General features: G+C 73.5%; 21 protein-coding genes. 8 read left to right on the top strand and 13 right to left on the bottom strand.

Annotation, left to right across the window (positions count from 1 at the left end):
- Positions 1 to 1,124: 1,124 nt before the first annotated feature.
- Positions 1,125 to 2,828, top strand: coding sequence for a carbohydrate-binding module family 20 domain-containing protein (locus OG982_RS07650; protein ID WP_266788586.1), 1,704 nt, complete (start codon positions 1,125 to 1,127; stop codon positions 2,826 to 2,828).
- 103 nt (positions 2,829 to 2,931) lie between these two features.
- Positions 2,932 to 8,298 (top strand): pullulanase-type alpha-1,6-glucosidase, encoded by a 5,367-nt coding sequence (gene pulA / locus OG982_RS07645; RefSeq protein WP_266788588.1) that lies wholly within the window; start codon positions 2,932 to 2,934, stop codon positions 8,296 to 8,298.
- A 102-nt stretch (positions 8,299 to 8,400) separates the two neighbouring features.
- Here pulA and OG982_RS07640 read toward each other — a convergent pair whose 3' ends face one another.
- The 8 genes from OG982_RS07640 to OG982_RS07605 form a co-directional block, all read right to left on the bottom strand.
- Entirely contained in the window at positions 8,401 to 9,021 is a 621-nt protein-coding gene (locus OG982_RS07640) for a polysaccharide deacetylase (RefSeq protein WP_266948200.1), read from the bottom strand.
- 156 nt (positions 9,022 to 9,177) lie between these two features.
- Positions 9,178 to 9,702: a GNAT family N-acetyltransferase gene (locus OG982_RS07635; protein WP_266788592.1), complete on the bottom strand. Its 525-nt coding sequence runs from the start codon at positions 9,700 to 9,702 to the stop codon at positions 9,178 to 9,180.
- Positions 9,703 to 9,726: 24 nt separating this feature from the next.
- Positions 9,727 to 10,425, bottom strand: coding sequence for a TetR/AcrR family transcriptional regulator (locus OG982_RS07630; RefSeq protein ID WP_266788593.1), 699 nt, complete (start codon positions 10,423 to 10,425; stop codon positions 9,727 to 9,729).
- A 74-nt stretch (positions 10,426 to 10,499) separates the two neighbouring features.
- Positions 10,500 to 11,546, bottom strand: a complete 1,047-nt coding sequence (locus tag OG982_RS07625) for a PDR/VanB family oxidoreductase (RefSeq protein WP_266788594.1) — start codon at positions 11,544 to 11,546, stop codon at positions 10,500 to 10,502.
- The gene (locus OG982_RS07620; RefSeq protein WP_266948198.1) at positions 11,543 to 12,439 is read right to left on the bottom strand and encodes a metal-dependent hydrolase; all 897 of its coding nucleotides are present in this window, start codon (positions 12,437 to 12,439) and stop codon (positions 11,543 to 11,545) included. Before OG982_RS07620 ends, OG982_RS07625 begins: the two co-directional genes overlap by 4 nt.
- A gap of 93 nt (positions 12,440 to 12,532) precedes the next feature.
- A complete protein-coding gene (locus OG982_RS07615) occupies positions 12,533 to 14,467 on the bottom strand; it encodes a hypothetical protein (RefSeq protein ID WP_266792131.1) in 1,935 nt (644 codons plus the stop codon).
- Between the two features lie 70 nt (positions 14,468 to 14,537).
- Positions 14,538 to 15,332 (bottom strand): tyrosine-protein phosphatase, encoded by a 795-nt coding sequence (locus tag OG982_RS07610; RefSeq protein WP_266792133.1) that lies wholly within the window; start codon positions 15,330 to 15,332, stop codon positions 14,538 to 14,540.
- 39 nt (positions 15,333 to 15,371) lie between these two features.
- A complete protein-coding gene (locus OG982_RS07605) occupies positions 15,372 to 15,980 on the bottom strand; it encodes a rhomboid-like protein (protein ID WP_266788598.1) in 609 nt (202 codons plus the stop codon).
- A gap of 66 nt (positions 15,981 to 16,046) precedes the next feature.
- Between OG982_RS07605 and OG982_RS07600 the strand changes: the two genes are divergently transcribed.
- Together OG982_RS07600 and OG982_RS07595 are read left to right on the top strand one after the other, a co-directional pair.
- Complete coding sequence (locus OG982_RS07600; RefSeq protein ID WP_266788600.1) at positions 16,047 to 16,997, top strand: hypothetical protein; 951 nt, start codon at positions 16,047 to 16,049, stop codon at positions 16,995 to 16,997.
- Positions 16,998 to 17,078: 81 nt separating this feature from the next.
- Positions 17,079 to 18,596: a PepSY domain-containing protein gene (locus tag OG982_RS07595; protein ID WP_266788601.1), complete on the top strand. Its 1,518-nt coding sequence runs from the start codon at positions 17,079 to 17,081 to the stop codon at positions 18,594 to 18,596.
- Between the two features lie 55 nt (positions 18,597 to 18,651).
- Here the strand turns inward: OG982_RS07595 and OG982_RS07590 are convergent, their stop codons facing one another.
- Together OG982_RS07590 and glnII are read right to left on the bottom strand one after the other, a co-directional pair.
- A complete protein-coding gene (locus OG982_RS07590; RefSeq protein WP_266788603.1) occupies positions 18,652 to 19,245 on the bottom strand; it encodes a winged helix-turn-helix domain-containing protein in 594 nt (197 codons plus the stop codon).
- A gap of 535 nt (positions 19,246 to 19,780) precedes the next feature.
- Positions 19,781 to 20,800: a glutamine synthetase gene (glnII, locus tag OG982_RS07585; protein WP_266788604.1), complete on the bottom strand. Its 1,020-nt coding sequence runs from the start codon at positions 20,798 to 20,800 to the stop codon at positions 19,781 to 19,783.
- A 226-nt stretch (positions 20,801 to 21,026) separates the two neighbouring features.
- Between glnII and OG982_RS07580 the strand changes: the two genes are divergently transcribed.
- Positions 21,027 to 21,971, top strand: a complete 945-nt coding sequence (locus OG982_RS07580) for a Gfo/Idh/MocA family protein (RefSeq protein WP_266792135.1) — start codon at positions 21,027 to 21,029, stop codon at positions 21,969 to 21,971.
- Positions 21,972 to 22,068: 97 nt separating this feature from the next.
- Here OG982_RS07580 and OG982_RS07575 read toward each other — a convergent pair whose 3' ends face one another.
- Together OG982_RS07575 and OG982_RS07570 are read right to left on the bottom strand one after the other, a co-directional pair.
- Positions 22,069 to 22,614 (bottom strand): hypothetical protein, encoded by a 546-nt coding sequence (locus OG982_RS07575; RefSeq protein WP_266788606.1) that lies wholly within the window; start codon positions 22,612 to 22,614, stop codon positions 22,069 to 22,071.
- Positions 22,615 to 22,731: 117 nt separating this feature from the next.
- On the bottom strand, positions 22,732 to 23,103 hold the full coding sequence (locus OG982_RS07570) for an ArsC/Spx/MgsR family protein (RefSeq protein ID WP_266788608.1): 372 nt from the start codon (positions 23,101 to 23,103) through the stop codon (positions 22,732 to 22,734).
- A gap of 143 nt (positions 23,104 to 23,246) precedes the next feature.
- Here OG982_RS07570 and OG982_RS07565 point away from each other — a divergent pair, with 143 nt between their 5' ends.
- A complete protein-coding gene (locus OG982_RS07565; protein ID WP_266788609.1) occupies positions 23,247 to 23,507 on the top strand; it encodes a hypothetical protein in 261 nt (86 codons plus the stop codon).
- A 74-nt stretch (positions 23,508 to 23,581) separates the two neighbouring features.
- Here the strand turns inward: OG982_RS07565 and OG982_RS07560 are convergent, their stop codons facing one another.
- Positions 23,582 to 24,619, bottom strand: coding sequence for a PP2C family protein-serine/threonine phosphatase (locus tag OG982_RS07560; protein WP_266792137.1), 1,038 nt, complete (start codon positions 24,617 to 24,619; stop codon positions 23,582 to 23,584).
- A gap of 157 nt (positions 24,620 to 24,776) precedes the next feature.
- Between OG982_RS07560 and OG982_RS07555 the strand changes: the two genes are divergently transcribed.
- Together OG982_RS07555 and OG982_RS07550 are read left to right on the top strand one after the other, a co-directional pair.
- Positions 24,777 to 25,481 (top strand): VIT family protein, encoded by a 705-nt coding sequence (locus OG982_RS07555; protein ID WP_266788611.1) that lies wholly within the window; start codon positions 24,777 to 24,779, stop codon positions 25,479 to 25,481.
- Between the two features lie 124 nt (positions 25,482 to 25,605).
- Positions 25,606 to 26,526 carry a TIGR01777 family oxidoreductase gene (locus OG982_RS07550; RefSeq protein ID WP_266788613.1) on the top strand — a complete coding sequence of 307 codons (921 nt, stop codon included), beginning with the start codon at positions 25,606 to 25,608 and terminating at the stop codon, positions 26,524 to 26,526.
- The last annotated feature ends 126 nt before the right edge of the window (positions 26,527 to 26,652 follow it).

The raw sequence follows: 26,652 nt of genomic DNA, 5'->3' as shown, positions 1-26,652 counted from the left end.
CCGCATCCAAGTACCAAAGGGGGGCCAGGCGCGTCGGATCGCTACGCGCTCCGCTCGGCTTGGCGTCTGCGGCCCGCCTGTGGCTGTTCATAAGCCGCCCCAGATCGCTACGTGCTCCTCGCCTCACGCGTGTGCGGCCCGTCTGTGGCCGGACATAGGCCGCCCGAGATGTGAATGGGCGGTCGCGGTGGGCGTCTGCGGCCTGACGGTGCTCGATATGGCCTGCTGGTGGCCGATGGGGCTGTCGGCGGGGTGTGGTGGGGTGCCAGGAGCTCGATTTCGTCTTTTCGTGCAGGTTGGAGGGCGTCGAGTCTTCGGAAGGCCAGAAAGTGTCCGTATTCGGACGGTTTGGGGGATGTCTGTGGGGTGGAATTGGTCCTGACTGCAATGCAGGTTGATTTCCTCGCCTTTTCGCTCCGGAAGGCCTCCATCTCAGCCCATCAGCCCACGACGACCTGCGGTCGCGGGCCGGTCCGCGCTGTGTAGCGATCGTGGGCGGCTTATGTCCGGCCACAGACGGGTCGCAGACGCGTGAGGCGAGGAGCGCGTAGCGATCTGACGCGCCCTGCCCTTCCTTGTCATTTGGGTGCGGTTGTGGGTGGGTTCGGAGGGGGTTCCGCCCGGAGGGCGGCGTTGCCGGGAGGCAGGGCCCCCGTTCAGGCGTCTCGCTCCCGAGGGGTTGGAAAGGTTCCCCCTGACCGTTTCTTTGGGGGGTTCCCGACAGTCTTTGGCATTCCGGTTCGGGCCGGTCGGTCAAGGGTGGCCGAAGGCCATCGCGAAGCGACGCGAACGCAGTGAGCGCCCTTGACGGGCCGGACCGAACCGGAAGGACAGTGAGACTGGCGGGAAGTCCCCAACCCTGTCCCATTCCGCCCGACCTGGATACCGGACAAGCCGACCCCGCCCCTCCCCGCCCCTCCCCTTCTCTCGCCCCCAGCTGAACTCCCGTCAGACCCCCCGGCGGTCAATCGTGCCTGACCCTGCGGGCTGGTACCGGATCAACCTGGACGGCAGGACACGCCTCGGAAACAATTCTGCAATCTCTTGCGCAAACTCTTGCAGGGCTCTTACCTGGCCCCTACGGTCGCAGCCATCCCCACCTCTCCCGCCAGGAGGCCCCCCGCATGCCTGCCAGAGCCGTCAGAGCTGCAACTCTTTTCGCCGTCACCGCACTTGCCGCCACCGGCCTCGGCGCGCAGGCGCCCGTCGCCGTCGCCGCCGCGCCCGGGGGCAAGGACGTCACCGCCGTGCTGTTCGAGTGGCGCTTCGAGTCCGTCGCCCGGGCCTGTACGGATTCGCTCGGGCCCGCCGGGTACGGGTACGTGCAGGTTTCGCCGCCCCAGGAGCACATCCAGGGTCCCCAGTGGTGGACTTCGTACCAGCCCGTCAGCTACAAGATCGCCGGGCGGCTCGGTGACCGGGCCGCCTTCAAGGCGATGGTCGACACCTGCCACGCCGCCGGGGTGAAGGTCGTCGCCGACTCCGTCATCAACCACATGGCCGCGGGTGACGGGGTGGGGACCGGGGGGTCTTCGTACACGAAGTACGGCTACCCCGGGCTCTACTCCGGGGCCGACATGGACGACTGCCGCGTCACCATTTCCAACTACCAGGACCGCGCCAACGTGCAGAACTGCGAGCTCGTGCAGCTCGCCGACCTGGACACCGGTGAGGAGTACGTGCGCGGCCGGATCGCCGGGTACCTGAACGACCTGCTGTCGCTGGGCGTCGACGGGTTCCGGATCGACGCCGCCAAGCACATGCCGGCCGCCGACCTCGCCAACATCAAGTCGCGGCTGACGAATCCTTCCGTCTACTGGAAGCAGGAGGCGATATCCGGGGCCGGTGAGGCCGTCTCGCCGTCCGAGTACCTCGGCAGCGGTGACGTGCAGGAGTTCCGGTACGCCCGGGATCTGAAGCGGGTCTTCCAGAGCGAGAACCTCGCCTACCTGAAGAACTTCGGTGAGGCGTGGGGGTACATGGCGAGCGGCCGGTCCGCCGTCTTCGTCGACAACCACGACACCGAGCGGGTCGGCGACACCCTGAACTACAAGGACGGCTCGGCCTACACCCTCGCCAGCGTGTTCATGCTGGCCTGGCCCTACGGCTCCCCGGACGTGCACTCCGGGTACGAGTGGAGCGACAAGGACGCCGGGCCGCCGAACGGCGGCGCGGTGAGCGCCTGTTACTCCGACGGCTGGAAGTGCCAGCACGCCTGGCGGGAGATCTCCTCCATGGTCGGCTTCCGCAACGCGGCCCGCGGCGAGGGCGTCACCAACTGGTGGGACAACGGCGGCGACCAGATCGCCTTCGGGCGCGGTGCCAAGGCGTACGTGGCCATCAACCACGAGGGCTCGGCCCTGACCCGCACCTTCCAGACCTCCCTGCCGGCCGGGAACTACTGCGACGTCCAGAGCGGTCGCACCGTCACCGTCGGCTCCTCCGGCCAGTTCACCGCCACCCTCGGCGCCGGAACCGTCGTCGCGCTGCACGTGAACGCCCGTACCTGCGGCGGCGGCAGTGGTACGCCGGTCGGCGCCGGCGCCTCCTTCGCCGTCAACGCCACCACCGCCCCGGGGCAGAACATCTACGTCACCGGTGACCAGAGCGCCCTCGGCAACTGGAACACCGCCGGCGCCCTCAAGCTCGACCCGGCGGCCTACCCCGTCTGGAAGCTCGACGTGACGCTCCCGCCGGGCACCGCCTTCTCGTACAAGTACGTCCGCAAGGACGCCGCCGGGAACGTCACCTGGGAGAGCGGCGCCAACCGCGCCGCCACCGTCCCGGCGAGCGGCACGGCCCTGCTGTCCGACACCTGGCGGAGCTGACCCGCGGCCGACCGCCCCACAGACCAGGGCCGCCCGGCACATCACGACCCCGCCACCGCCGGGCGGCCCTCATCCACGCGACACGTAACCAAGGAGAACCGCCTTGATACGCCCCGCCGCAGGAGTGCTCGCCGCCGCCCTGGCCGTGACGCTCCTGCCCGCCCTCCCCGCCGCGGCCGCCGCACCCCGGCCGCCGGCCCCGCCCTCGGACGCGAAACTGGCCGCCGAGCCGGCGCGGCACGATCTGACCCGGGAGCAGTTCTACTTCGTCCTCCCGGACCGGTTCGCGAACGGCGACCCGCGCAACGACCGGGGCGGGCTGACCGGCACCCGGCTGGAGACGGGTCTGGACCCGACGGACAAGGGCTTCTACCAGGGCGGCGACCTCAAGGGCCTGACCGACCGGCTCGACTACATCAAGGGGCTCGGCACCACCGCCATCTGGATGGCGCCGATCTTCAAGAACCAGCCGGTGCAGGGGAAGGGGGCCGACGCCTCCGCCGGGTACCACGGTTACTGGATCACCGACTTCACGCAGGTCGATCCGCACTTCGGCACCAACGCCGACCTGGAGCGGCTGATCGACAAGGCGCACAAGAAGGGGATGAAGGTCTTCTTCGACGTCATCACCAACCACACCGCCGATGTCGTCGACTACCGCGAGGCCTCCTACTCGTACCTCTCCAAGGGCGCCTTCCCCTATCTGACGAAGGACGGCGTGCCCTTCGAGGACTCCGACTACGCCGACGGGAAGCGGGGGTTCCCGAAGACCGGCGCCGGCACCTTCCCGCGCACCCCCTTCGTCCCCGAGGCGAAGAAGAACCTGAAGTCCCCGGCCTGGCTCAACGACCCGGCGATGTACCACAACCGGGGTGATTCCACCTTCGCGGGTGAGTCCTCCGAGCAGGGCGACTTCGTCGGGCTCGACGACCTGTGGACCGAGCGTCCCGAGGTCGTGAGCGGGATGGAGAAGATCTACGAGAAGTGGGTCGAGGACTTCGACATCGACGGCTTCCGGATCGACACGGTCAAGCACGTCAACACCGGGTTCTGGACGCAGTGGGCGACCGCCCTCGACAAGTACGCCGCCCGGCGCGGCCGCGAGGACTTCTTCATGTTCGGCGAGGTCTACTCCGCCGACACCGCCGTCACCTCCCCGTACGTGACGCGCGGGCGCCTCGACGCGACCCTCGACTTCCCGCTCCAGGACGCGATCCGCGCGTACGCCTCCCAGGGCGCGGCGGCCTCCCGGCTGGGCTCGGTGCTGGCCGACGACTACCGGTACACCACCGACAAGGCCAACGCGTACGAGCAGGTCACCTTCCTCGGCAACCACGACATGGGCCGCTTCGGCACCTTCCTGAAGCAGGACCGTCCGGGGGCGGGGGAGCAGGAGCTGCTGGACCGCTACCGGCTCGCCAACGAGCTGATGTTCCTCTCCCGGGGCAACCCGGTGATCTACTCCGGTGACGAGCAGGGCTTCACCGGCGCGGGCGGCGACAAGGACGCCCGGCAACCGCTGTTCGCCTCCCGGGTCGCCGACTACCTGGACGACGACCAGCTGGGCACGGCGCGCACCCATGCGAGCGATGCCTACGATCCGGGACACCCGCTCTACAAGCAGATCAGTGCTCTCTCGAAGCTGACCAAGGACCACCCGGCCCTGCGCGACGGCGTCCAGAGCGAACGTTTCTCCGACGGTTCCGTCTACGCCTTCGCCCGGACGGACATCCGCGCGAACGCACGCTCCCGCACCGAGTACCTCGTCGCCGCCAACAACGCCGCCGAGTCCCGGACCGTCGAGATCGACGCCCCGGCCGGCGCCCAGTACCGCACCCTGTACGGCGGCACCGCCCTGATCCGCGCCTCCGCGGCCGGCAAGCTCACCGTCGTCGTCCCCGCCCTCGGCTCGGTCGTCCTCCAGGGCGTCGCCCCGCTCGCCGCCCCCGCCACCAAGCCCGCCCTGACCCTGAAGGCCCCGGCCCCCGGCGCCACCGGCACGGTCGAGCTCTCCGCCGACGTCACCGGAGGCGGCCCGGGCCGGGTGGTCTTCGCCGCCCAGACCGGCAACGACGCCTGGCAGGTGCTCGGTTCCGCCGACCACGCCCCGTACAAGGTCACCCAGCACATCACGGCCCCGGCCGGCACCGCCCTGCGCTACAAGGCCGTCGTCATCGACGCCTCCGGCCGCACCGCGAGCGCCCTCGCCGGGTCCGTCGCCGGCCAGACCCCGCCCACCCCCGTCCCCACCGCCACCCAGCGCGACTACGCCGTCGTCCACTACAACCGCCCCGACGGCGACTACAGCGACTGGCGGCTCCACGCCTGGGGCGACATCGCCGACGGCGAAGCCACGCCCTGGCCCGAGGGGCACCCCTTCACCGGCCGCGACGCGTACGGCGCTTTCGCCTACGTCAAGCTCAAGCCCGGCGCCTCCTCCGTCGGCTACCTCGTCATCGACAAGGACGGCACCAAGGACGTCGCCGCCGACCGCGCCATCGACGTCACCCGGACCGGCGAGATCTGGCTGGAGCAGGGCAAGGAACCCGCCCGCACCGACCGCCCCGACTCCCCTCCGGCGGACCAGACCAAGGCCGTCCTGCACCACCGGCGCGCCGACGGCGCCTACGACGGCTGGGGCCTGCACGTCTGGACCGGCGCCGCGAACCCCACCGACTGGTCCAAGCCGCTGATGCCCACCCGCACCGACTCCTACGGCGCGGTCTACGAGGTCCCCCTCGCCGCCGGAGCCACCAGCCTCAGCTACATCCTCCACAAGGGCGACGAGAAGGACCTCCCCTCCGACCAGTCCCTCGACCTGCTGGCCACCGGCCACGAGGTCTGGATGCTGGGCGGCCAGGCGAACCTCCTCCTCCCGCAGCCCGCCGGCTCCTCCGCCGCCCTGGACCTCACCAAGGCCCAGGCCGTCTGGATCGACCGCGACACCCTCGCCTGGAACGCCCCCGCGGCCGCCGCCTCCGTCCAGCTCCTCGCCTCCCGCGAGGGCTCGGTCAAGGCCGCGAACGGCGCCCTGACCGGCGCCGACACCGCCCGGTGGCTGCGCCTGGCCAAGTCCGGGCTCACCGAGGCGCAGAAGCGGAAGTTCCCGCACCTGGCCTCGTACACCGCCTACACCGTCGACCCCCGCGACCGCGGCCGCGTCCGCGAGGCCCTGCGCGGCCAGCTCGTCGCGAGCGCCCGCGCCGCGAACGGCGCCGTCCTCGCCGCCACCGGCGTCCAGCTCGCCGGCGTCCTCGACGACCTGTACGCGACGAACGCCCGCCTCGGCCCGGTCTTCGACGACGGCCGCCCCACCCTCTCCGTCTGGGCCCCCACGGCCCAGCAGGTCGCCCTCGAACTCGACGGCCGCACCGTCGCCATGCGCCGCGACGACGCCACCGGCGTCTGGTCGGTGCGCGGCGAACGCTCCTGGACCGGCAAGCCCTACCGCTACGCCGTCACCGTCTGGGCCCCGAGCACCGGGCAGATCGTCCGCAACCTGGTCACCGACCCGTACTCCACCGCCCTGACCACGGACTCCACCCACAGCCTGGCCGTGGACCTGGCCGACCCGAAGCTCGCCCCGCCCGGCTGGCGCGGCCTGCGCAAGCCCGCGGCCGTCCCGTTCGCCTCGGCGCAGATCCAGGAGCTGCACATCCGCGACTTCTCGGTAGCGGACCGCACGAGCCGGCACCCCGGCCAGTACCTGGCCTTCACCGACGCGGACTCGGCGGGCATGAAGCACCTGCGCGCGCTGGCCGCCTCCGGCACCTCCTACGTCCACCTCCTGCCGGCCTTCGACATCGGCACCATCCCGGAGAAGCCCTCGGACCGCACCGAACCGGCCTGCGACCTCAAGGTGTACGCCCCGGACTCGCAGGAGCAGCAGGCCTGCGTGGCCGCCGCCGCGGCGAAGGACGCTTACAACTGGGGCTACGACCCGTTGCACTACACCGTTCCCGAGGGCTCGTACGCGAGCGACCCGAACGGCACCGCCCGCACCGTCGAGTTCCGCAAGATGGTCCAGTCGCTGAACGGCGCGGGCCTGCGGTCCGTCATGGACGTGGTCTACAACCACACCGTGGCCTCGGGCCAGTCGGACAAGTCGGTCCTGGACCGCATCGTGCCCGGCTACTACCAGCGGCTGCTGGCCGACGGCAGCGTGGCCACCTCCACCTGCTGCTCCAACACCGCGCCCGAGAACGCCATGATGGGCCGGCTCGTCGTGGACTCGATCGTCACCTGGGCGAAGGAGTACAAGGTCGACGGCTTCCGCTTCGACCTGATGGGACACCACCCGAAGGACAACATCCTGGCCGTGCGCGCGGCCCTGGACGCCCTCACCCTCCAGAAGGACGGGGTGGACGGCAAGAAGATCGTCCTCTACGGGGAGGGCTGGAACTTCGGCGAGGTCGCCGACGACGCCCGCTTCGTCCAGGCCACGCAGAAGAACATGGCGGGCACCGGCATCGCCACCTTCTCCGACCGGGCCCGCGACGCGGTGCGCGGCGGCGGCCCCTTCGACGAGGACCCGCGCGTCCAGGGTTTCGCCTCCGGCCTGTTCACGGCCCCGAACGCGTCACCCGCGAACGGCACGCCGGAGCAGCAGCGGGCCCGGCTGCTGCACGCCCAGGACCTGATCAAGGTCGGGCTGTCCGGGAACCTCGCCTCGTACGTCTTCACGGACACCTCCGGCCGCCGGACCAAGGGTTCCGAGGTGGACTACAACGGCGCCCCGGCCGGATACGCGGCGGCTCCCGGCGACGCCCTCGCCTACGCCGACGCGCACGACAACGAGTCCCTCTACGACGCCCTGACGTACAAGCTGCCGCAGGGTACGCCGGAGGCCGACAAGGCCCGCATGCAGGTGCTCGCGATGGCGGTCGGCACGCTCTCGCAGGGACCGGCCCTGTCCCAGGCGGGCACCGACCTGCTGCGCTCGAAGTCGCTGGACCGCAACTCGTTCGACAGCGGGGACTGGTTCAACGCCATCCACTGGGACTGCGGCGACGGCGCCGGCAACGGCTTCGGCCGGGGCCTGCCGCCGGCGGCCGACAACCGGGCCAAGTGGCCGTACGCGAAGCCCCTGCTGACCGGACCGGCACCCGCCTGCGCCGACATCACCGGCGCCTCGGCGGCCTACCGGGACCTGCTCCGGATCCGTACGACGGAGCCCTCCTTCGGCCTCACCACGGCGCAGGCGGTCCAGGCGAACCTGGCCTTCCCGCTGTCGGGCAAGGAGGAGACCCCGGGTGTGATCACCATGACGCTGGGGGACCTGGTGGTGGTCTTCAACTCCACTCCCGACACCCGGCACCAGCGCGTGGCGGACCTCGCGGGCCGGGCCTACGCCCTGCACCCGGTCCAGGCCGCCGGCGCGGACGCGGCGGTGAAGCGGTCCGCGTACGACGCGAGGACGGGGGAGTTCACGACCCCGGCCCGGACGGTCGCGGTGTTCAAGCGGTCCTGATGTGAGGGGCGGAGCGGCGGCGGCCTTGGTCCGCCGCCGCCGCTTCGTCATGGGTCGTCCCATCGCCTCATGCCCTCGCCAGGTGGGGCATCAGGCATCGGGTCAGACCCAGATACGGACGGCTTCCATCCGGCGCGACTGGCCGGTGGTCCCGACGTACACCGGGTTCCCGGCCGCCGAGATCAGCCAGCCGTGGTCCGCGACGTGCGCCTGCGCGGCCACGGCGCCCGAGCCGACCTGGAGGCCGAGGGCTTCCATCCGCCGCGACTGGCCCGTGGTGCCGACCGTCACGGCCGCGCCCTCGCCGGCGCAGGCCCAGCCCTGCCAGCCGACGTCGGCGAGGTGGGCGTTGGCGCAGATGCCGCCGACGCCGCGCGTCGCGATCACGACGGCCTCCATCCGCCGGCTCTGCCCGGTCGTTCCGGCGATCTGGCCGTCGCACACCGCCGACTGCCAGCCGATGTCCTGCACGTGCGCGGAATAACAGACAACGCGGGCGCTCGGCGCGAGCGTGCGCTGCCTCGCCGTCGCCGCCTCCACCTCGGCGATCACCGAGGCCGGCGCCTGTACCGCGGAGGCTCCCGCGATCGTCTTGCCGCCCGCCGGGGCGGGGGCCGGCGCCGACGGCTGAACCTGGGCCTGCGCCACTCCGGTGGCCCCCAGCACACCCGCCAGCGCCAGCCCTAAGACGGCGCCCGCTGCCTTGCTCATGGACTTCTTCACGTTGTTCCCCTCCTGGTACCGACTGGTCGCGCCCATCTGTACCGGCGCCCCGGAGCGCGGGGCAACAGATTGGGTGCGGCACGGCCGAGAGGGGCCCCGACATGGCGTGCGCCGGGTGGTTGCGCGCGCTGCGGCATCTGTGCGTGCGGCGGACGTTCAGCCGTCGAGACGCCGCTCCAGCAGGATCACGCCGTAGACCTTCCCGTCCTGGCCCTTCTTGGACGGAAATTCTCCGACGACCCGGTAGCCCGCGCCCTGGTAGTACGCGAGCAGCCGCGGGTTGGAGGAGACGCAGTCCAGGCGTGCCCGCTCCCGCCCGGTGCGGGCGATCCGCCATTCGGCGTGGTCGAGTATCCGCCGCCCCGCACCGGCGGGCGCGGCCTCGCGCTCCACCATCAGCCGGTGCACGTAGCCCGCGACGGGCGGCTGCACGCCCCAGGCGTCCTCGTCGGACCACCAGAGTTCGTACGCGCCCACGACCCGCCCGTCGGCGTCCTCCGCGAGCCACACCTCGCCGTCGCGCATCCGCGCGCGGAAGTGCGCGGTGTCCTTCCCGCCCGGCTTCCACTGGTCGATGCCGTTCGCCCGCATCCAGCGGGCGGCCTGGTCGTACAGCTTCACCAGCGTGCCGGCGTCCTTCTCCACGGCCTGCCGGAACAACATCCCGTCGTCAATGATCACGCGGGCATTATCGCGTGGGCATGGTCACGCGGGCCCGGGAACGAGCACCGCCAGCCGCCCGACCAGCACCCCGAAGGGCCCGTCCGCGGGCTCGTCGGCGAGGATCCGCACCAGGATCCCGGCCATCTCCTCGTCGTACGCGGCGCTCACGGCGGCCAGCGCGGCGAAGTCGTGGACGAGCTGCAACTCCAGCTCGGCCCGCGGGATCTGCCGACCGTCGAGCCAGATCAGCGCGGTGGACTCGGCGAGCGACACCCAGGACTTCACGACGAGCGCGAGCCGCGCGGGCGGCCGCTCGATGCCGAGGTGCTTGAGGATCTGCTCGTACGCCGCCTGCCGGACCTCGTCGATCATCGCGTTGGCCCGGCTGCTCCCGGCGGCCGGCCCGCCGCGCATCAGCGCCGAGAAGCCGGGGCCGTGGTCGTCGACGAACGCGAAGAACCGCCCCATGACCCGCAACAGCCGCGATCCGAGCGGCCCCTCGTGGGGCTCGACGAACCGCTGCGCCAGCTCGTCGGCGGCGCGGCGCAGCGCGGCCTCGTACAGGCTGAGCTTGCCCGGAAAGTAGTGGTAGACGAGCGGCCTGGATATCCCGGCCGCCGCCGCGATCTCGTCGATGGACACATCGTCGGGCGACCGGTGGCTGAACAGCTCCAGGGCCACCCCGATCAGCTGCTGCCGCCGCTCCTCGACACCCATCCTGCGTCGCACCCCGGTTGTCATGCGGACACCCTACTTCGCCCCTCCCCACCTCTGACCAGGGCTCCGCCCGCCGGGAGCCGTCGGTGGCGGAGCCGTTACAGGTCCAGGGTCAGGCCGTCCGACGCGGCGCGGGAGACGCACAGCAGCATGGAGTCCTCGCGTTCCGCGTCCGTCAGGAGTTCGTCGCGGTGGTCCACCTCGCCCGCCAGGACGCGGTGTTGGCAGGTTCCGCAGAAGCCCTGTTCACAGCTGTACGGGGTGTTCGGGAGCTCCCGGCGGACGGCGGCCAGGGCCGATTCGTCCGCGCCGACCTCGACGGTGCGGCCCGAGCGGTGCAGGGTCACCGTGAACGGGCGGGCGGGACCGGCCGCCGCCGTCGGGCCGAAGCGTTCCAGGCGGACCGCCGACGGGTCGGCGGCCGCCGCCAGCACCGCCGCCATGAGCGGTTCGGGGCCGCAGCAGTAGACCAGGGTGCCCGGCGCGGCCGCGGCGAGCGGGGTCAGGTCCGGGAGGCCCGTCTCGTCCTGCGGGAGAACGGTGACCCGGTCGCCGTAGCAAGCGAGTTCGTCGAGGAACGGCATCGAGGCGCGGCTGCGGCCCCCGTACAGCAGGGACCAGTCCGCGCCCGCCGCCGTGGCCGCCCGGAGCATCGGGAGGAGCGGGGTGATGCCGATGCCGCCCGCCACGAAGACGTACGACGCGGCCGGGACCAGGGCGAAGCGGTTGCGCGGTGGACGGAGTTCGAGTGCCGCGCCCTCCACCAGCTGCGCGTGCGCCTCGCGGGAGCCGCCGCGGCCGTCCTCGACCAGACGGATCGCGATCGTGTACCGGCCCGCCTCCGACGGGTCCCCGCACAGCGAGTACTGCCGTACCAGCCCCGACGGGAGAACGACGTCCACATGCGCGCCCGGGGACCACCCGGGCAGGTCCGCCGCCTCCAGCACCAGCCGCAGCACCCCCTCGGCCGGCTGCGTACGGGACACGATCAGCGCCCGCAGCCGCCGCCGCGGGGAGTGGCCGGAGACCGGGTTCTCCAGCGCCGGGAGCGGCCACAGCGGCGAGCGCCCGATGCGCGCGCGCAGGGCGCGCCGGGTCAGGAACGCGGCGCCCGCCACCGCCGTCACGGTCAGCGCCCGCCTCATCGCCGCACCCCCGCGTTGGCGCCCGGCGAGGCGGCCAGGTAGGCCACCGCCTGGGCCGTCGAGCCCTCCTGCGAGGGGTGGTACGTACGGGAGAGGTACGTCGGGATCGAGCGCAGCATCGCCCCCGCGGAGGGGAGCACGCCCTGCTGCCCCGCCCGGAAGAACTGGCCCAGCGAGGCCTTGGCGGCGGGCGGTTCGGGGTCGTTCTCCATGAAGAACCGCGCCCCGCGCTGCCACAGGAAGACCAGCGCCGCGAACGCGGTCGCCCAGGTCCGCGCCCGGCGCCGGTAGTTGCCGTCCACGTGCATGAACAGGTCGAACGCCACCGAGCGGTGCTCCACCTCCTCCGCGCCGTGCCAGCGCAGCAGGTCCAGCATCATCGGGTCCGCGCCCCGCCGGTCCAGCTCGTCCGCGTTCAGCACCCAGTCGCCCAGGAACGCCGTGTAGTGCTCGATGGCCGCGATCATCGCGACCCGCTCCATCAGCCACCACCGGCGCGCCTTGCCCGGCGGCAGCGTCCGGTCGCCGAGCAGCTTCTCGAACAGCCAGTCCACCTGCGCCGTGTACGGGGTCGGGTCCAGGCCCAGCCGCTTCAGGTGCGGGAGCACGTCGTCGTGCGCGGCGGCGTGCATCGCCTCCTGGCCGATGAACCCGATGACGTCCGCCCGCAGCCGCTCGTCCGTGATGTACGGGAGGACCTGCTTGTAGACGTGCACGAACCAGCGCTCGCCGGCGGGCAGCAGCAGGTGCAGCACGTTGATGGTGTGCCCGGCGAAGGGATCGGAGGGCAGCCAGTGGAGCGGGGTGTCTTCCCAGTCGAAGGACACGTTCCGGGCGTTGAGGTCCATGTGTTCCGACGCCAAGGGAGCGGGCGCCGACGGCGTATTAGACATGGCGTCAATGTACTGATGGGTAGGGGCAAGGAAAACCCCTCGGCGCCCACTTCCTGGCGGCGCCGACACCGACACCGCCCCCGCGCCGGGGAACTACCGCAGCACCCCCGCCTTCGAGCCGTCCGTCAGCTTGCCCGTCAGGTCCACCTGCGCGCCCTCCGGCGCCTTCACCGCCAGCCGGTTGCCGTTCGCCGCCCCGCTGACCCCGCCGCCCGACACCGTCAGCGAGGCGAACTGCGCGCTGCCCGCCGCGAGCACGTACCACTGGCCGGCCCGCGACTTCCACAGCACACCCGCCAGCACCCGGGGCTCCCGCGGCCCGCACGCCGGCGAGCCCTCCGCCTTCGCGGCCTGCGCCGCCAGCGGCGCGCCCGGCGCCAGGAACTGCGCCTGCACCCGGTCCGCCGTGCCCTGCCAGGTCTCCGCCCGGGAGCACAGCCAGGTCGCGGTGCCGTCGCCCTCGGGCAGCGGCTGCTTCGCGTACGTCCAGGCGTTGACCGAACGGACCCCGTGCGAGCGCACCGACGGCAGCAGGCACGCGGTACGCGACCACTCGCCGAGCTCCGCCGCCTCCGTTACGTCGCGCTCCGCACCCGGAGCCCCCGACGTCAGCCGCGCCGGGGTCAGTTCGCCGAGGTCCGTGACCAGCCGGGTCGCCCCGTCGCCGGTCAGGGCCAGCGCGTTCCAGGCCGTACAGCTGCCCGCCGGGGCGGGGCTCACCACCGGCGGAGTGACCCCGTCCGGCGTCAGCTTCAGCGCCGTAGGGGCCTCGCCGGGCTTGATCAGGTCCCGCAGGGCCGCGCCCGTCACCCAGGGCGCCGTCAGGTAGCGCACGTTGCCGTCGACCCGGCTGAGCACCAGCGCGGTCGCGGTGTCCGCGGACGCCCCGTCGGTCCGGGCGAAGTCGAGGCCGACGAGGCCGGTCCCGGTCAGCGGTTCGGCGTACCTGACCACGCGCAGCCCGTCGTGCAGCAGGACCACGACGGCCTGGTCGACGACGCCCGCGAACAGCAGCTGCGGCGGTCCCATCGGCGGGCCCGACGGGGTGCCCGGGGTGGCCGAGACGACCACCGACGCGCCGGGCCGGGCCCACGCGGCCAGCGCCCGGCGCAGCAGTTCGGCATCCTCGGCCCGGTCGCCGCGGGCCGGCCACGCGGAGAAGCCGGTACGGGAGGAGGTGCGCCAGAGCCGGGGCGAGACCCGCGTCAGCTTCCCGGGGTCCAGGGCCGCCTCGGCCGCGGCGTTCAGCGCGTACGGCGGGGCCGCGGCCCCGTCCGACCCCCAGCCCCCGCCGGGCAGCGCGAGCAGCGCCCCGCACACGGCGAGCGCCGCCGCGGCCGCCAGCCCGGCCCGTACGAAGCGGCGCCGCCGCAGCAGATCGGTGGGCCGGGCCTGGAGCACGCACGGGTCGAACTCGGGGGAGGCGAACAGGGCGTCGTTCGCCGCGTCCCCGGACTCCGCGACGGCCGCCGCGGGGTCCGCGACCCCGGCCCGCGTCAGGACCCGCAGCACCTCCGGCTCCGGCAGCCGCTCCAGCGCGCGCAGCACACAGGCGGCCCGGCCGGGTCCGGAGAGGGTGGCCAGCCACTGGTCCAGCGCCAGCTCCTCGGCCCCGCCCGCGCGCGGGAACAGCCGCAGCCCCCACACCTGGGGGAGCAGCGGCGGCAGCTGCCCGCGCAGCGGCAACGCCCGGAACGTCAGCGGGACCCCCGCCTCCAGGGCGGCGCGCAGCACCCGCAGCCGTACGTACGCGTACCCGGACTCCTCCGCCTCGCCGCGCTGTGCCGGGACCCCGCCCCGCACGGGCGCGGGCCCGGCGGCCCGCCGCCCGCGCGGCAGGGCGCGCTGGGTCAGCGAATGGGCGGTGAGCACCCGCCGGTTGCGGCCGAGGGCGGGCGGCAGCACCAGATAGGCGAGCCGCACCAGCCGCGGGTAGTGCTCGACAATGGCGGCCTCGGCCTGCTCGACGTCGGGCGGCACGGGGGAGGAGGGGCGGGTGGCGGTATCCGGCGCAGTCACGTTCAGCAGAACGAGCGAATCGTCGGATGGTCACCCGTCCCAGGCGGGGGGGCGTCCGGGGGAGTCCCGCCCCGGGGGCTCAGACCACCAGGCGGGTGCGCAGCGCCTCGACCGTCTCGTCGGACACGCCCAGGCCCTCGCGTACGTACTTCTCCACGGAGCCGTACCGCGCGGCGACCTCGTCGAGCGCCGCCTCCAGGTACGAGGGGAACACCCCGATCAGCGCCAGCGCGAGCTCCGGGTCGCCGCCGGCCGCCGTGAAGCCCTCGATCATCGGGGCGAAGGCCTGCCGGACCGCCGGATTGACCGAGAGGTATTCGGCCATCAGGGTCTCGTCGTCGGCGCCGAGCAGCGACAGGACGACGGTCGCGGCCCAGCCCGTACGGTCCTTGCCGGCAGTGCAGTGGAAGAGCAGCGGGCCGGACCGCGGGTCGGCCGCCTCGGTGAGCAGCGTGCGGTACGCGGCCTGCGCGGAGCCGGAGCGCACGAAGGACCGGTAGATGTCGCCGAACATCGCCTGCGCCTTGCCGCCGCCCAGGTGCTCCTCGGCGACCGCGGGGTCGGACAGCAGGTCCTTGAGCTGCGCGGCGGCGGGCGTCTTGCCCGAGCCCATCGTGTCGGCGAGGACGTCGGCGATCAGCAGGCGGGCGCCGGCCGGCACCCGGTCGGGGTGGTCGGCGCGCTCCACGGCGGTGCGGAAGTCGATGACGGTACGGATCCCCAGGGCGGCCACCGCCGGGTCGGCGTCGAGGTCGAGCCGGTCGAGCTGGCCGGAACGCAGGACGAGACCGGGGCGCACGGTGCGGCCGCCCGCGAGGGGGGTGCCGCCGAGGTCGCGGAAGTTGGCGACGGTGGTCGAGGGGGTGGCGGTCATCGTGGCAGCTCCAGCGGTGTGCGGGGTGACGCGTGTCATCTATATGATTTTCGGATGTTTCGCTCGGGAAAGGCAATCGAGGGCCACCGAGAGGCCCACCCCGAGCCCCAGCGCCACCAGGTGGCCCGCGTCCGTGAAGGTCCGGTCCCGCCGCAGAACCGGGACGGCCGCGAGCGCCAGCAGCCCGGCCCGCGCGGTGGTGCGCACCGCCCCGCGCGGCAGCGCCGAGGTCAGCGCGCCGAGGACCGCGTTGAACCCGTAGCTGCTGCCCACGTCCAGGGCCCGCCGGGTCGGCGCGTCGGTCGTCCCGCGCAGGGCGCCGTACACGAGGAGCGAGGCGGCGGCGTGGCCGAAGAGGAACACCGCCGCGGTCCACCAGGCCCCGTACGCGTACTCGGCGTAGCCGAGGACCGCGACCAGTAGCAGCGCGTACGGCAGCGGCATCGGCTCCTCGACGACGAAGGCACTGCTCAGCAGGGTCTCCCAGCGCCCGGCGGCGAGGTTGTCCACGTTGGTCGAGCAGCCGCGCAGCACCCGGTCCCGCCCGGCCGGCCCGAGCCGCTCCAGGGCGAACGCGCCGAACTGGACCCCGCCCGCGTACACCGCGCCCAGCGGGGGCGCCCAGGGCGACCATGGCAATGAATTCATCCGATCATGATGAGATACGGCCCACGTGTGGGTGGCGCCGGGCCCCCGTGGGAGCATGATCCGGCCATGCCTGACACCTTCGCGCCGATGCGCGCCACGCGGGCCGCGATGTTCGCGGCGGTGTGTGTCGCTTTGGCTGCGACGGGGCATTCGTACATGTCCGGCACGGATATTCCGATCGCAGGGCTTGTGTACGCCTTTGGGGTGATCGGGGTCCTCGCCTGGCTCGGCGCCGGCCGCCGCCGCGGTCCGTACGGGATCACGGCCTCGCTCCTGGTCGTCCAGGGAGTCCTGCACCTCGTCTTCTCCGGAAGCCAGACGGCCGGGCACCAGCACGCGCCGGGCCCCCTGGCCGGGACGAACGGCCCGGCGGAGCCTTCCGGGACGCGGGACGCGTCGAGCACGGCCGGTGCGCATGACATGGCCGGGATGCACCACGTCCCGAGCCTGCCGGGCGCGGCGGAGGCGCCGGGGACGGACGCCGTGGCGGGGATGCCACACGTGCCCGGCGTGGACGGCTTGGCGGGGATGCACGGCGTGGGCGGCGCGGCGGCAATGCCCGGCACGGATGCCGCGTCGGGGATGGACGTCGCGGCGGGGATGCCACACGTGCCCGGCGTGGATGGCTTGGCCGGGTTGCCCGGCTTCGACGGCGCGGGCGTGATGGACGGTATGGCCGCCATGGCCGGGCACGGGGGCCTCGGGATGGTCGTCGCGCACCTGCTCGCCGCCCTGTTCTGCGCCGGCTGGCTCGCCTGGGGCGAGTCCGCCGTCTTCCGGCTGGCCCGGGCCCTCGGCGCGACCGCGCTGCTCGCCGCCCGGCCGCTGGCCCGCGCGCTCGCGCTGGTACGGACCCGGCCGGCCCCCGTACCTCCCCGGCCGGTGTTCCGCCGGCGACTTGAACGGCCGCGCCGGCTGCGCGGAGCCGTGCACGCCCATGCCGTCGTGCGACGGGGTCCGCCCGGGTGCCGTGTCACCCGAGCCACGGCCCCCGGCCCGCTGCCCGCCCGCGCCTGACCGGCGCACCTCCCGTCACGGCGAGGGGGAGGCGAGACCCGGGGCTCATCACCCATGTCTACGCCAACCCTGAGGACCCGCATGTCCCTTGACGAGAGTCAGGCCGTCCGCACCGCGGACACCGACACCCCCCGGCCCGACACCGACGCCCCGCGCACCGACGCCCGCACCGACACCCGCACCGACACCCCTGGTACCAGCGGCCAGCGCACCGGCGGCCAGCGCAGCGGCGGGTGGGCCGCCCTGCGGCCGCTCGTGCTGCGCATGCACTTCTACGCCGGGCTGCTCATAGCCCCGCTCCTGTTCATCGCCGCCACCACCGGCCTGCTCTACGCCCTCTCCTGGCAGGCCGAGAGCATCGTCTACTCCGACGAACTGACCGTCGCCCGCGTCGGCGACCGCGCCGTGCCGCTCAGCACGCAGGTCCGGGCCGCCCAGGAAGCCGCCCCCACCGGCAAGGTGATCGGCGTATGGCCCGCGCCCGAGGCCGAGGACACCACCCGGGTGATCATGGAGAAGAAGGGGCTCGCGGAAGGCGAGACCCTCACCGTCTTCGTCGACCCGTATACGGCCGACGTGCGCGGGCAGCTCACCACCGCGGGCGACGCGCTGCCGCTGCGGGCCTGGCTGAGCGAGTTCCACTCCAGCCTCCAGCTCGGCGAGTTCGGCCGGAACTACAGCGAACTCGCCGCCAGCTGGCTGTGGGTCGTCGCCCTCGGCGGCCTCGCCCTGTGGATCGGCCGGCGCCGCTCCCGCCGCGCGCAGCTGGTCCTGCCCGACCGCACGGCCACCGGCCGGCGCAAGACCCTGTCCTGGCACGGGGCCGTCGGCCTGTGGGCCGTCGCCGGCCTCGTCGCGCTGTCCGCGACCGGCCTGACCTGGTCGAAGTACGCCGGTGAGAACATCGGGCAGCTCCAGGACGGCCTCGGCGGGGCCACCCCCGCCGTCTCCGCCACCCTCGCCGGCGGCGCGGGCTCCGGCGGGGCCGACGAGCACGCCGGGCACCAGATGACCGAGGGCATGGAGATGCCCCCGCCGCAGCCCACCGCCGACATCGGCATCGACCGGGCCGTCGAGGCCGCCCGGGCCGCCGGGGTCACCGACACCCTCCGCGTGACCCTGCCCGCCAAGGGCAAGGGCTACGTCGTCAAGGAGCAGGACAAGCAGGTGCCGGTGCACCTGGACGCCGTCGCCGTGGACCCGGCCGACGGCAAGGTCATGGACGAGCTGCGCTTCGCCGACTACCCCGTCCTGGCCAAGCTGACGCGCTACGGCATCGACCTGCACATGGGCAAGACCTTCGGGATCGTCAACCAGCTCGCGCTGGCCGCGCTCGCCGTCGCGTTGATGTTCCTGGTCTTCTGGGGCTACCGGATGTGGTGGCTGCGCCGGCCCACCAAGGACCGCGCGCTCTCCTTCGGCCGTCCGCAGCCGCGCGGGGCCTGGCGCAAGGCGCCGGCAACCCTGCTGCTGCCGATCGCCGCCGTGACGGCGCTGGTGGGGTGGTTCGTACCGCTGCTCGGGATCAGCCTGGTCGCGTTCCTGGCGGTCGACGTGCTGCTGGGCTTCGTGGCGGGACGCCGCGCGGCCAGGGCCTAGAACGGGACGGTGGGCCCGCACTCCCGTTCACGGGGTGCGGGCCCACCGGCGTTTCTCACGGCGCGTACTTGTACCCCACCCGGCGCACGGTCTGGATCGCGTCGCGGTGGGCCGCGCCCAGCTTGCGGCGCAGCCGGGCGATGTGGACGTCCACGGTCCGGCCGTCGCCGACGTGGCCGTAGCCCCACACCGTGGTCACCAGCTGGTCCCGGCTGTGCACCCGGTGCGGGTGCGCCACCAGGTGGGCCAGGAGCTCGAACTCCAGGTACGTCAGGTCGAGGAGCTCGCCGTCGACCTCGGCGGTGCGGCGCGCGGTGTCGATCCGGACGAGGGCGTCGCCGGCGGCCGCGCCCTCGACGGGAGCCGGGGGAGCGGCGACGGCCTGCGGGGCGCGGTGGTGGAGCGGCGGCTGCTGGTCGGCGGGTACGAGGACCAGGTAGCCGACCATCGGCGGCTGCCCCGGCAGCGTCGGCAGGCTGTGCTGCGGCGCGGGGAGCCAGGTGGCACCGGGCGGGAGCAGGTCCACGACCCGGGCCACCTCGTCCCGGTCCACGGCGCGCAGCCGGTGGCGCGGATGACCGGAGGGGAAGGGCAGGGGGGTGGTCGCGGCGGAGGCGGCGGAGGCGAGCGAGCGGGTGTGGGTGGTCATGAGTGGTCAGCTCTTTCACGCGGAGAGGTCGGCAGGAGACGTACGCATGGCGTCGTAGGTCGTCGATGTCGTTCCGCGCAGACCGAAGGCCCCGGGGCAGGTCTGGTGCAGGTCCCGGAAGGCTTTAGAGGGCCGGCGCGTTCTTCGCGCGGCAACACACCCGGTCGAAGTCGTGATGCTGCCGGGACGGCCAGAACGGCTCGAGGTCGCTGCGACCTGACGAGGTGTGATGCGGGTGGCTGGCCATGCGCCCATTGAAGCAGATGCCGGTCACCCTGGGCAGGGCGCGTCTCACTTTATGGAGCGGAATCTCAAATTCCGCTCGTGGCCCGCTATTTGCCCAGGACGAACCCGGCATTTCCCCAGCCGTTCAACCGCTCCCGTCGGCCCGTGCCGCTCCCCCGTATCGCATGCCGGGCACTTCCGTCCCACCCCCGCACCGGCCCCACCCCCGCACCGGCCGCCGCCCCCACCGACAACGGCGCCCGCCGGCCACGGGGGCTCGGCGGGCGCCGTCGGGTGTCGGAGGGAGGGCTCAGACCAGGCCGTCCTTCTCCAGGCCGGTGCAGCAGGTGTCCACGATCAGGCGGGTCACCACGTACGGGTCGACGTTCGCGTTCGGGCGGCGGTCCTCGATGTAGCCCTTGCCGTCCTTCTCCACCTGCCAGGGGATGCGGACCGACGCGCCGCGGTCCGAGACGCCGTAGCTGAACTCGTTCCACGGGGCCGTCTCGTGCAGGCCCGTCAGGCGCTCGTCGATGCCGGCGCCGTAGTTCTTGACGTGGTCCAGCGGCTTGCTGCCCTCGCCCAGCGCCTCGCACGCGGAGATGATCGCGCGGTAGTCCTCGCGCATCGCCTTCGTGGAGAAGTTGGTGTGCGCGCCCGCGCCGTTCCAGTCGCCCTTGACCGGCTTCGGGTTCAGCGTCGCCGAGACGTTGAAGTCCTCGGCCGTGCGGTACAGCAGCCAGCGCGCGATCCACAGCTGGTCGGAGACCTCCAGCGGGCTGACGGGGCCGACCTGGAACTCCCACTGGCCGGGCATGACCTCGGCGTTGATGCCGGAGATGCTCAGGCCCGCCGCGAGGCAGTGGTCCAGGTGCTTCTCGACGATGTCGCGGCCGAAGATCTCGTCCGAGCCGACGCCGCAGTAGTAGCCGCCCTGCGCGGCCGGGAAGCCGTTCACCGGGAAGCCGAGCGGGCGGGCGCCGTCGAAGAAGGTGTACTCCTGCTCGATGCCGAAGATCGGCTCCTGGCCGGCGAACTTCTCGGCGACCGGACGCAGCAGCGCGCGGGTGTTCGACTCGTGCGGGGTCATGTCGATGTTCAGGACCTCGCACAGTACGAGGACGTTGTCGCCGCCGCGGATCGGGTCCGGGCAGGAGAACACCGGCTGCAGCACGCGGTCGGAGGCGTGGCCCTCGGCCTGGTTGGTGCTGGACCCGTCGAAGCCCCAGATCGGCAGCGCGTCGCCGTCGCCGAGGATCTTCGTCTTGGAGCGAAGCTTCGCCGTCGGCTCGGTGCCGTCGATCCAGATGTACTCAGCCTTGTAGCTCACGGGCCCCATCCTTCGGTGCGTCGCTCCGGCGCAGACTCTGCGGGTGCTGCGGCTGCGGTGCCGCGATTGCGTGCTGCGGTGATGACCGCAGCGTGCCCGCCCGCGATTTCCCTTCCGTTGCCCGGGTGTGAACCCCGTGTTACCGACGTTTACGCCGCAGGTGGGGCCCGTTGTGCGGGTCGACGGCGGCGCGCCCGTCCGGGTGGGGCAGACTGAACCCGTGAGCATTTCGTATGATTTGAACCCTTCCGATGGTTCGGCCGGTGAACCGGCCGCCGTGCCCGCCCGCCCCAGGGTCGGGCTGCTGGGGACCGGTCCCTGGGCCCAGCGCGCGCACGCCCCCGCCCTCGCCGCGCACGCCGGCTCCGACTTCGCCGGAGTCTGGGGCCGACGGCCCGAAGCCGCCGCCGAGCTGGCGGCGGCGTACGGCGTGAAGGTGTACGAAGACCCCGACGCGCTGTTCGCGGACTGTGACGTCGTGGCCTTCGCCCTGCCGCCCGACGTACAGGCCCCCCTCGCCGTGCGCGCGGCCGCCGCGGGCCGGCATGTCCTGCTCGACAAACCCGTCGCGACGACCGTCGCGGACGCCCGGGCCGTCGCCGACGCGGTGGCCCGCCACCGGGTCGCGTCCGTCGTCTTCCTCACCCTCCGCTTCGCCGAGCCGACCGCCGGCTGGGTCGAGGAACAGGCGGGCCGGACCGGGTGGTTCACGGCCTCGGCCCAGTGGCTCGGCGCCGTCTTCCCGCCCGACGGGGCGCCCAGCGCGTACGCCGACTCGCCCTGGCGCAAGGCCAAGGGCGGGCTGTGGGACGTCGGCCCGCACGCGCTCTCCGTCCTGATCGCGGTGCTCGGCGACGTCACCGAGGTCAGTGCGACCCGGGGCCCCTCCGACCTGGTGCAGCTGGCCCTGCGGCACAGCTCCGGCGCCGCCAGCACCGCCGTGCTCAGCCTGGGTGCTCCGAGCGCCGCCGCCGGGGTGGGCCTGGAGCTGCGCGGGGCGGACGGGGTGTTCTCGCTGCCCGGCTGGAGCGACGTACCGGGGGCGTACGGGCGGGCCCTGGACGCCCTGCTCGACTCCGCCCGCACCGGGGTGCCGGATCCGCGCGGGGCGGAGTTCGGGGCCCGGCTGACGGAGATCCTGGCGGCGGCGGAGGGGCAGCTGGCCGACTGAGGGCGGAGGCGGCCGACTGAGGGCGGAGGCGGCCGACTGAGGGTGGAGCCGGCCGACTGAGGGTGGAGCCGGCCGGCCGGGGGCCGAGCCGGCCGGCCTATTTGATGAGGGCGTTCGCCACGATGATGGCGAGCCCGATCGTGGCGTCCGCGAGGCCGATCAGCAGGGACGAGCCGACCCGGTAGCCGACCCGGAGCGCCACGAAGGAGCCCCACGCGAACAGCAGCGCGGTGTTCAGGCCGAGCCCGACGGCCGTCACCCCGTACGAGTCCCAGTCGGTGATCCCGGCGGCGACCAGGAGCAGGACGGTGGGAAGGGTGGCCACGATCATCGGCCACTCGTTCCACAGCGCCCGTACCAATACGTGCCAGCGGTACGCGGCGGAGCCCGCCTGATGGCTGGTCATGTGGTGCGAGTAGCCGTGCGCGGCAGCGGCCGCGGCCGCCGTCACCAGGACCCAGCTGGCGTCGTAGAAGGGGGTGTACTCACCGCCCTTCTGGTCCAGCGCGGCCAGCAGGCCGCTGGCGAGCACGGTCCCGTACACCCCGCCGAACATCCAGTCCGCGCCGCGCCGGGGCGGAGGGAACGGGCGTCCGCTCGGAAGGGGCGGCGGGGTGGGCTGCGGCTGCGGAGTGTCGTTCACGGTGGATCCGTCCTGGCCTTTTCGGGTGGTTTATCCCCTTTGGTGGTGGAGTCACCCTACGAGGTGCCGGGTGGGGGCCGGATCAAGACCGCCCCGCCCGGGGGCGGAGGCCCCGGCCTAGCCCTTGCGGGAGAGGGCGTCGCGGACGGCCTCCTCGGAGCGGGCGACCACGGCCGTGCCGTCCTCGGCGGTGATGATCGGGCGCTGGATCAGCTTCGGGTGCGCGGCCAGGTGGGCGATCCAGCGGCCCCGCGCCTCCTCGGTCTCCTCGCGCGGCAGCCCCCGTACGCCGGTCTCCTTGGCCAGCGGGTCCGAGGTGCGGGTGATGTCCCACGGCTCCAGCCCCAGGCGGCCCAGCACCTCGCGGATCTCGGCCTCGGAGGGGACGTCCTCCAGGTAGCGGCGCACGGTGTACTCGGCGCCTTCCGCGTCCAGCAGGGTCAGCGCGCTGCGGCACTTCGAACAGGCGGGGTTGATCCAGATCTCCATGGCGCCCAGGGTAGCCAGAAGGCGTGACGGACGGGGCTGGCGGGAACGGCCCGAAGTGGGTCTGGCCAGGGGCGATTGTCAGTGGCCGCCGGTAAAATCGAGGGAGAACGACAGGAAGCCAACTACCGTTTGGGAGGCTGTAGATGGCCGCTGCCGCTGTCATTGTGATGCCGAAGAAGAAGCCGCTGCCGCCGGGGCTGCCCCGGGAGTGGTACGAGAGCCACAACCGCCGTCTGAAGGCGATGCGGTTGGCGATATCCCTGCTCGACACCGGGACGTACGACCCCAAGCGCGCCACCAACCGGAAGATCCGGACGATGGCCGTCCGAGTGGGGATCCACCGGCCCTCCAACCTCACCTGCAAGATGGTGCGTTCGTTCATCCGCGAGGGCAACGGGAGCTGAGTCCTCGGCTCGCCGCGCGGTATCACCCCTCGGGAGGCCGCAGCCGCGGCTTCCCGAGGGTCCCGGCCGGCCGGTCAGGGGGCCGGTCCGGGTCCGGGGTCGAGGCCCGGGGTGGGGCCCGGGAGGGAGAGCACCAGCAGGGCCACGTCGTCGCGGGGGCCGCCGTCGGAGAAGGCGACCAGGTCGCGCCAGACCGCCGTGGTCAGCCCCGCCGGGTCGGTGGTGAGGGACGGGATCCGCAGGGACAGCGGATAGAAGTGGCCCGCCGCGTCCCGGGCCTCGGTGACGCCGTCTGTGTGCGCGAGCAGCCGGTCGCCCGCGAGCAGCGGGAGCTCGGTCGCCGCGGGCAGGGCCGGCCCGGCGAGTCCCAGGCCGAGCGGGGGTCCGGGTTCCGCCGCCACCTCCGCGACGGAGTGCCCGCGCAGCAGCAGCACCGGCGGGTGCCCGCACGACACGATCCGTACGACGTCCCGCCCCGGCGGGAACTCCAGCAGCACCGCCGTCGCGAACAGCTCCGGATGCTCCAGCGGGCCGTCTGCCGCGTCCGCCAGCAGCCGCCGGTCCAGCCGAGTGGCCACCGCCACCAGCTCCGCGTCGTCCAGCACCCCCTCGCGGAACGCGCCGAGCAGCGCCGCCACGGTGCCGACGGCCGCCAGGCCGTGGCCCTGGACGTCCCCGACCACCGCCCGTACCCCGTAGGGCCCTATCCGTACGTCGTACAGGTCGCCGCCGACCAGGGTGCCCTGCTGGGCCGCCCGGTAGAGCCCGGCGCAGCGCACCGGACCCACCTGTTCCGGTACCGGCGGCAGGACGGCCAGCTGCGCCGCCTCGGCCGCCGTGCGGACGCTGACCAGCTGGGCGTCCCGGCGGTGGCGCACCCAGGCGATGACCACGCTGAGCAGCCCGACCACCGCCACCGTCGCCAGGTCGGTGCCGCGGGCGTGCGCGACGCCGAGCTGGGGGACGCCGAGCAGGAGCAGGACCAGCGTGGCGAAGACGGCCGTGCCGGTGGCGCCGTACGAGAACGCGGCGACGGGCGGGAGCCCGGCCAGGAAGTAGCCCAGCTCGACGTTGCCGGGGGTGAGCCACTGGGCGAGGCACAGCACCACCATGGCCACCGCGGGCGCGATCCGGGCCCAGCGCGGCGGCGGCTCACCGCGCAGCCAGCCCGGCTCCTCGCGTACGCGTCTCACCCCTCCACCCTGGTGCCGGGATCCGGGGCGCGCACGCCGGGTGGCCCCGTACGCCGTAGGGCACGACAGTGGGGGCGTGACGGACGACGCGCCGCGGGGCGCCCAGAGCGCCGAGATCAGCACCCGGCTGAACTGGCTGCGCGCGGGGGTGCTCGGCGCCAACGACGGGATCATCTCCACCGCCGGCCTGGTGGTGGGCGTGGCCGGGGCCACGACCTCGCGGGCGGCGATCCTGACGGCCGGGGTGGCGGGGCTGCTGGCGGGATCGCTGTCGATGGCGGCGGGGGAGTACGTCTCGGTGAGCTCCCAGCGGGACTCGGAGCGGGCGGCGCTGGAGGTGGAGCGGCGGGAGCTCGCCGAGGATCCGGACGCGGAGCTGGAGGAGCTGACGGGGCTGCTGGAGGGGCGGGGGCTGAGCCGGGAGGTGGCGCGGGAGGCGGCCGTCCAGCTGACGGAGCGGGACGCGCTGCGGGCGCACGCGCGGGTGGAGCTGGGGATCAACCCGGACGAGCTGGCGAACCCGTGGCACGCGGCGTTCGCGAGCCTGGTCGCCTTCACGGTGGGGGCGGTGCTGCCGCTGCTGGCGGTCGTCCTGCCGGAGCCGTCCTGGCGGGTGCCGGTGACGGTGGCGGCGGTGGTCGCGGCCCTGACGGTGTGCGGCGTCGTCAGCGCCCGCCTGGGCGGCGCGGCCCGCCGCACGGCCGTCCTGCGCAATGTCGGCGGCGGCACCCTGGCGATGGCGGTCACGTACGGCGTGGGCACCTGGCTGGGGACGGCCTGAGGCTGGGGACGGCCTGACCTTGCCCCGGCCGCTGCCCCGTCCGGGCGGTGCGTGGTGGGGCCGGGGGGCGGCGCTGCGGCGCGGGGTCGTGTGCCGCCGCGCGGCGACCCGGCAGGATGGGGGGATGCGTATCGCGGTCACCGGGGCCAGTGGCCTCATCGGGTCGGCGCTCGTGCGGAGCCTGCGCGCCGACGGGCACGACGTCGTGCGGTTCGTGCGCCGGGAGCCCGCCGCCGGCGACGAGGCGTACTGGGACCCCCGGCGCGGGTACGTCGACCCCGCCGGGCTCGCCGGCTGCGCGGCCGTCGTGCACCTGGCCGGGGCCGGGGTCGGCGACCACCGGTGGACCGCCGCCTACAAGCGGGAGATCCGCGACAGCCGGGTGCTCGGCACCGCGGCCGTCGCCCGCGCGCTCGCCGCGCTCGACACCCCGCCCGGCGTGCTCGTCAGCGGCTCCGCCGTCGGCTACTACGGGGACGCCGGGGACCGCCCGCTCGACGAGCGGGCCCCGGCCGGGCAGGGGTTCCTGCCCTCCGTCTGCGTCGACTGGGAGGCCGCCACCCGCCCCGCCGCCGCGGCCGGCGTGCGGACCGTGCTGGCCCGCACCGGACTGGTCATCGCCCCCGAGGGCGGCGCCTGGGGAAAGATGTTCCCCCTCTTCCGCGCCGGCCTCGGCGGCCGCCTCGGAGACGGCCGCCAGTACTGGCCGTACATCGCCCTGCACGACCACATCGCCGCCCTGCGGCACCTGATCGACACCCCGGAACTCTCCGGTCCGGTGAACCTGACCGCCCCCGAGCCCCTGACCAACCGCGAGATCACCGCCGCGATGGGCCGCGTACTGCACCGCCCGACCCCGTTCCCGGCACCGGCGTTCGCGCTGCGCCTCGTACTCGGCGAGTTCTCGCAGGACGTGCTGGGCAGTCAGCGCGCGCGGCCCGCCCGGCTGCTGGAGTCCGGGTTCGCGTTCACGTACCCCGGCATCGACGAGGCCATCCGCGCCGCGCTCGCCGACCGGGCCCGGTCCCGCTCCGGGTCCGACTGACAGCGCACGCCCGACCGCCGTGCGACCGTTCGTGACCCGTATGCGACCGCCGTGCGACCGGAGTTGTCCGTAATAGCTGACCGAACTCGGGTTCTGGTGGAGCCCGTTGGGGGAAGGAGGATCCCC

It is taken from the genome of Streptomyces sp. NBC_01551, assembly GCF_026339935.1.
In the GTDB taxonomy this organism is placed as follows: Bacteria; Actinomycetota; Actinomycetes; order Streptomycetales; family Streptomycetaceae; genus Streptomyces.
Note: the sequence above shows the minus strand (reverse complement) of the source record. Positions and strands in the feature narration are given on the sequence as shown.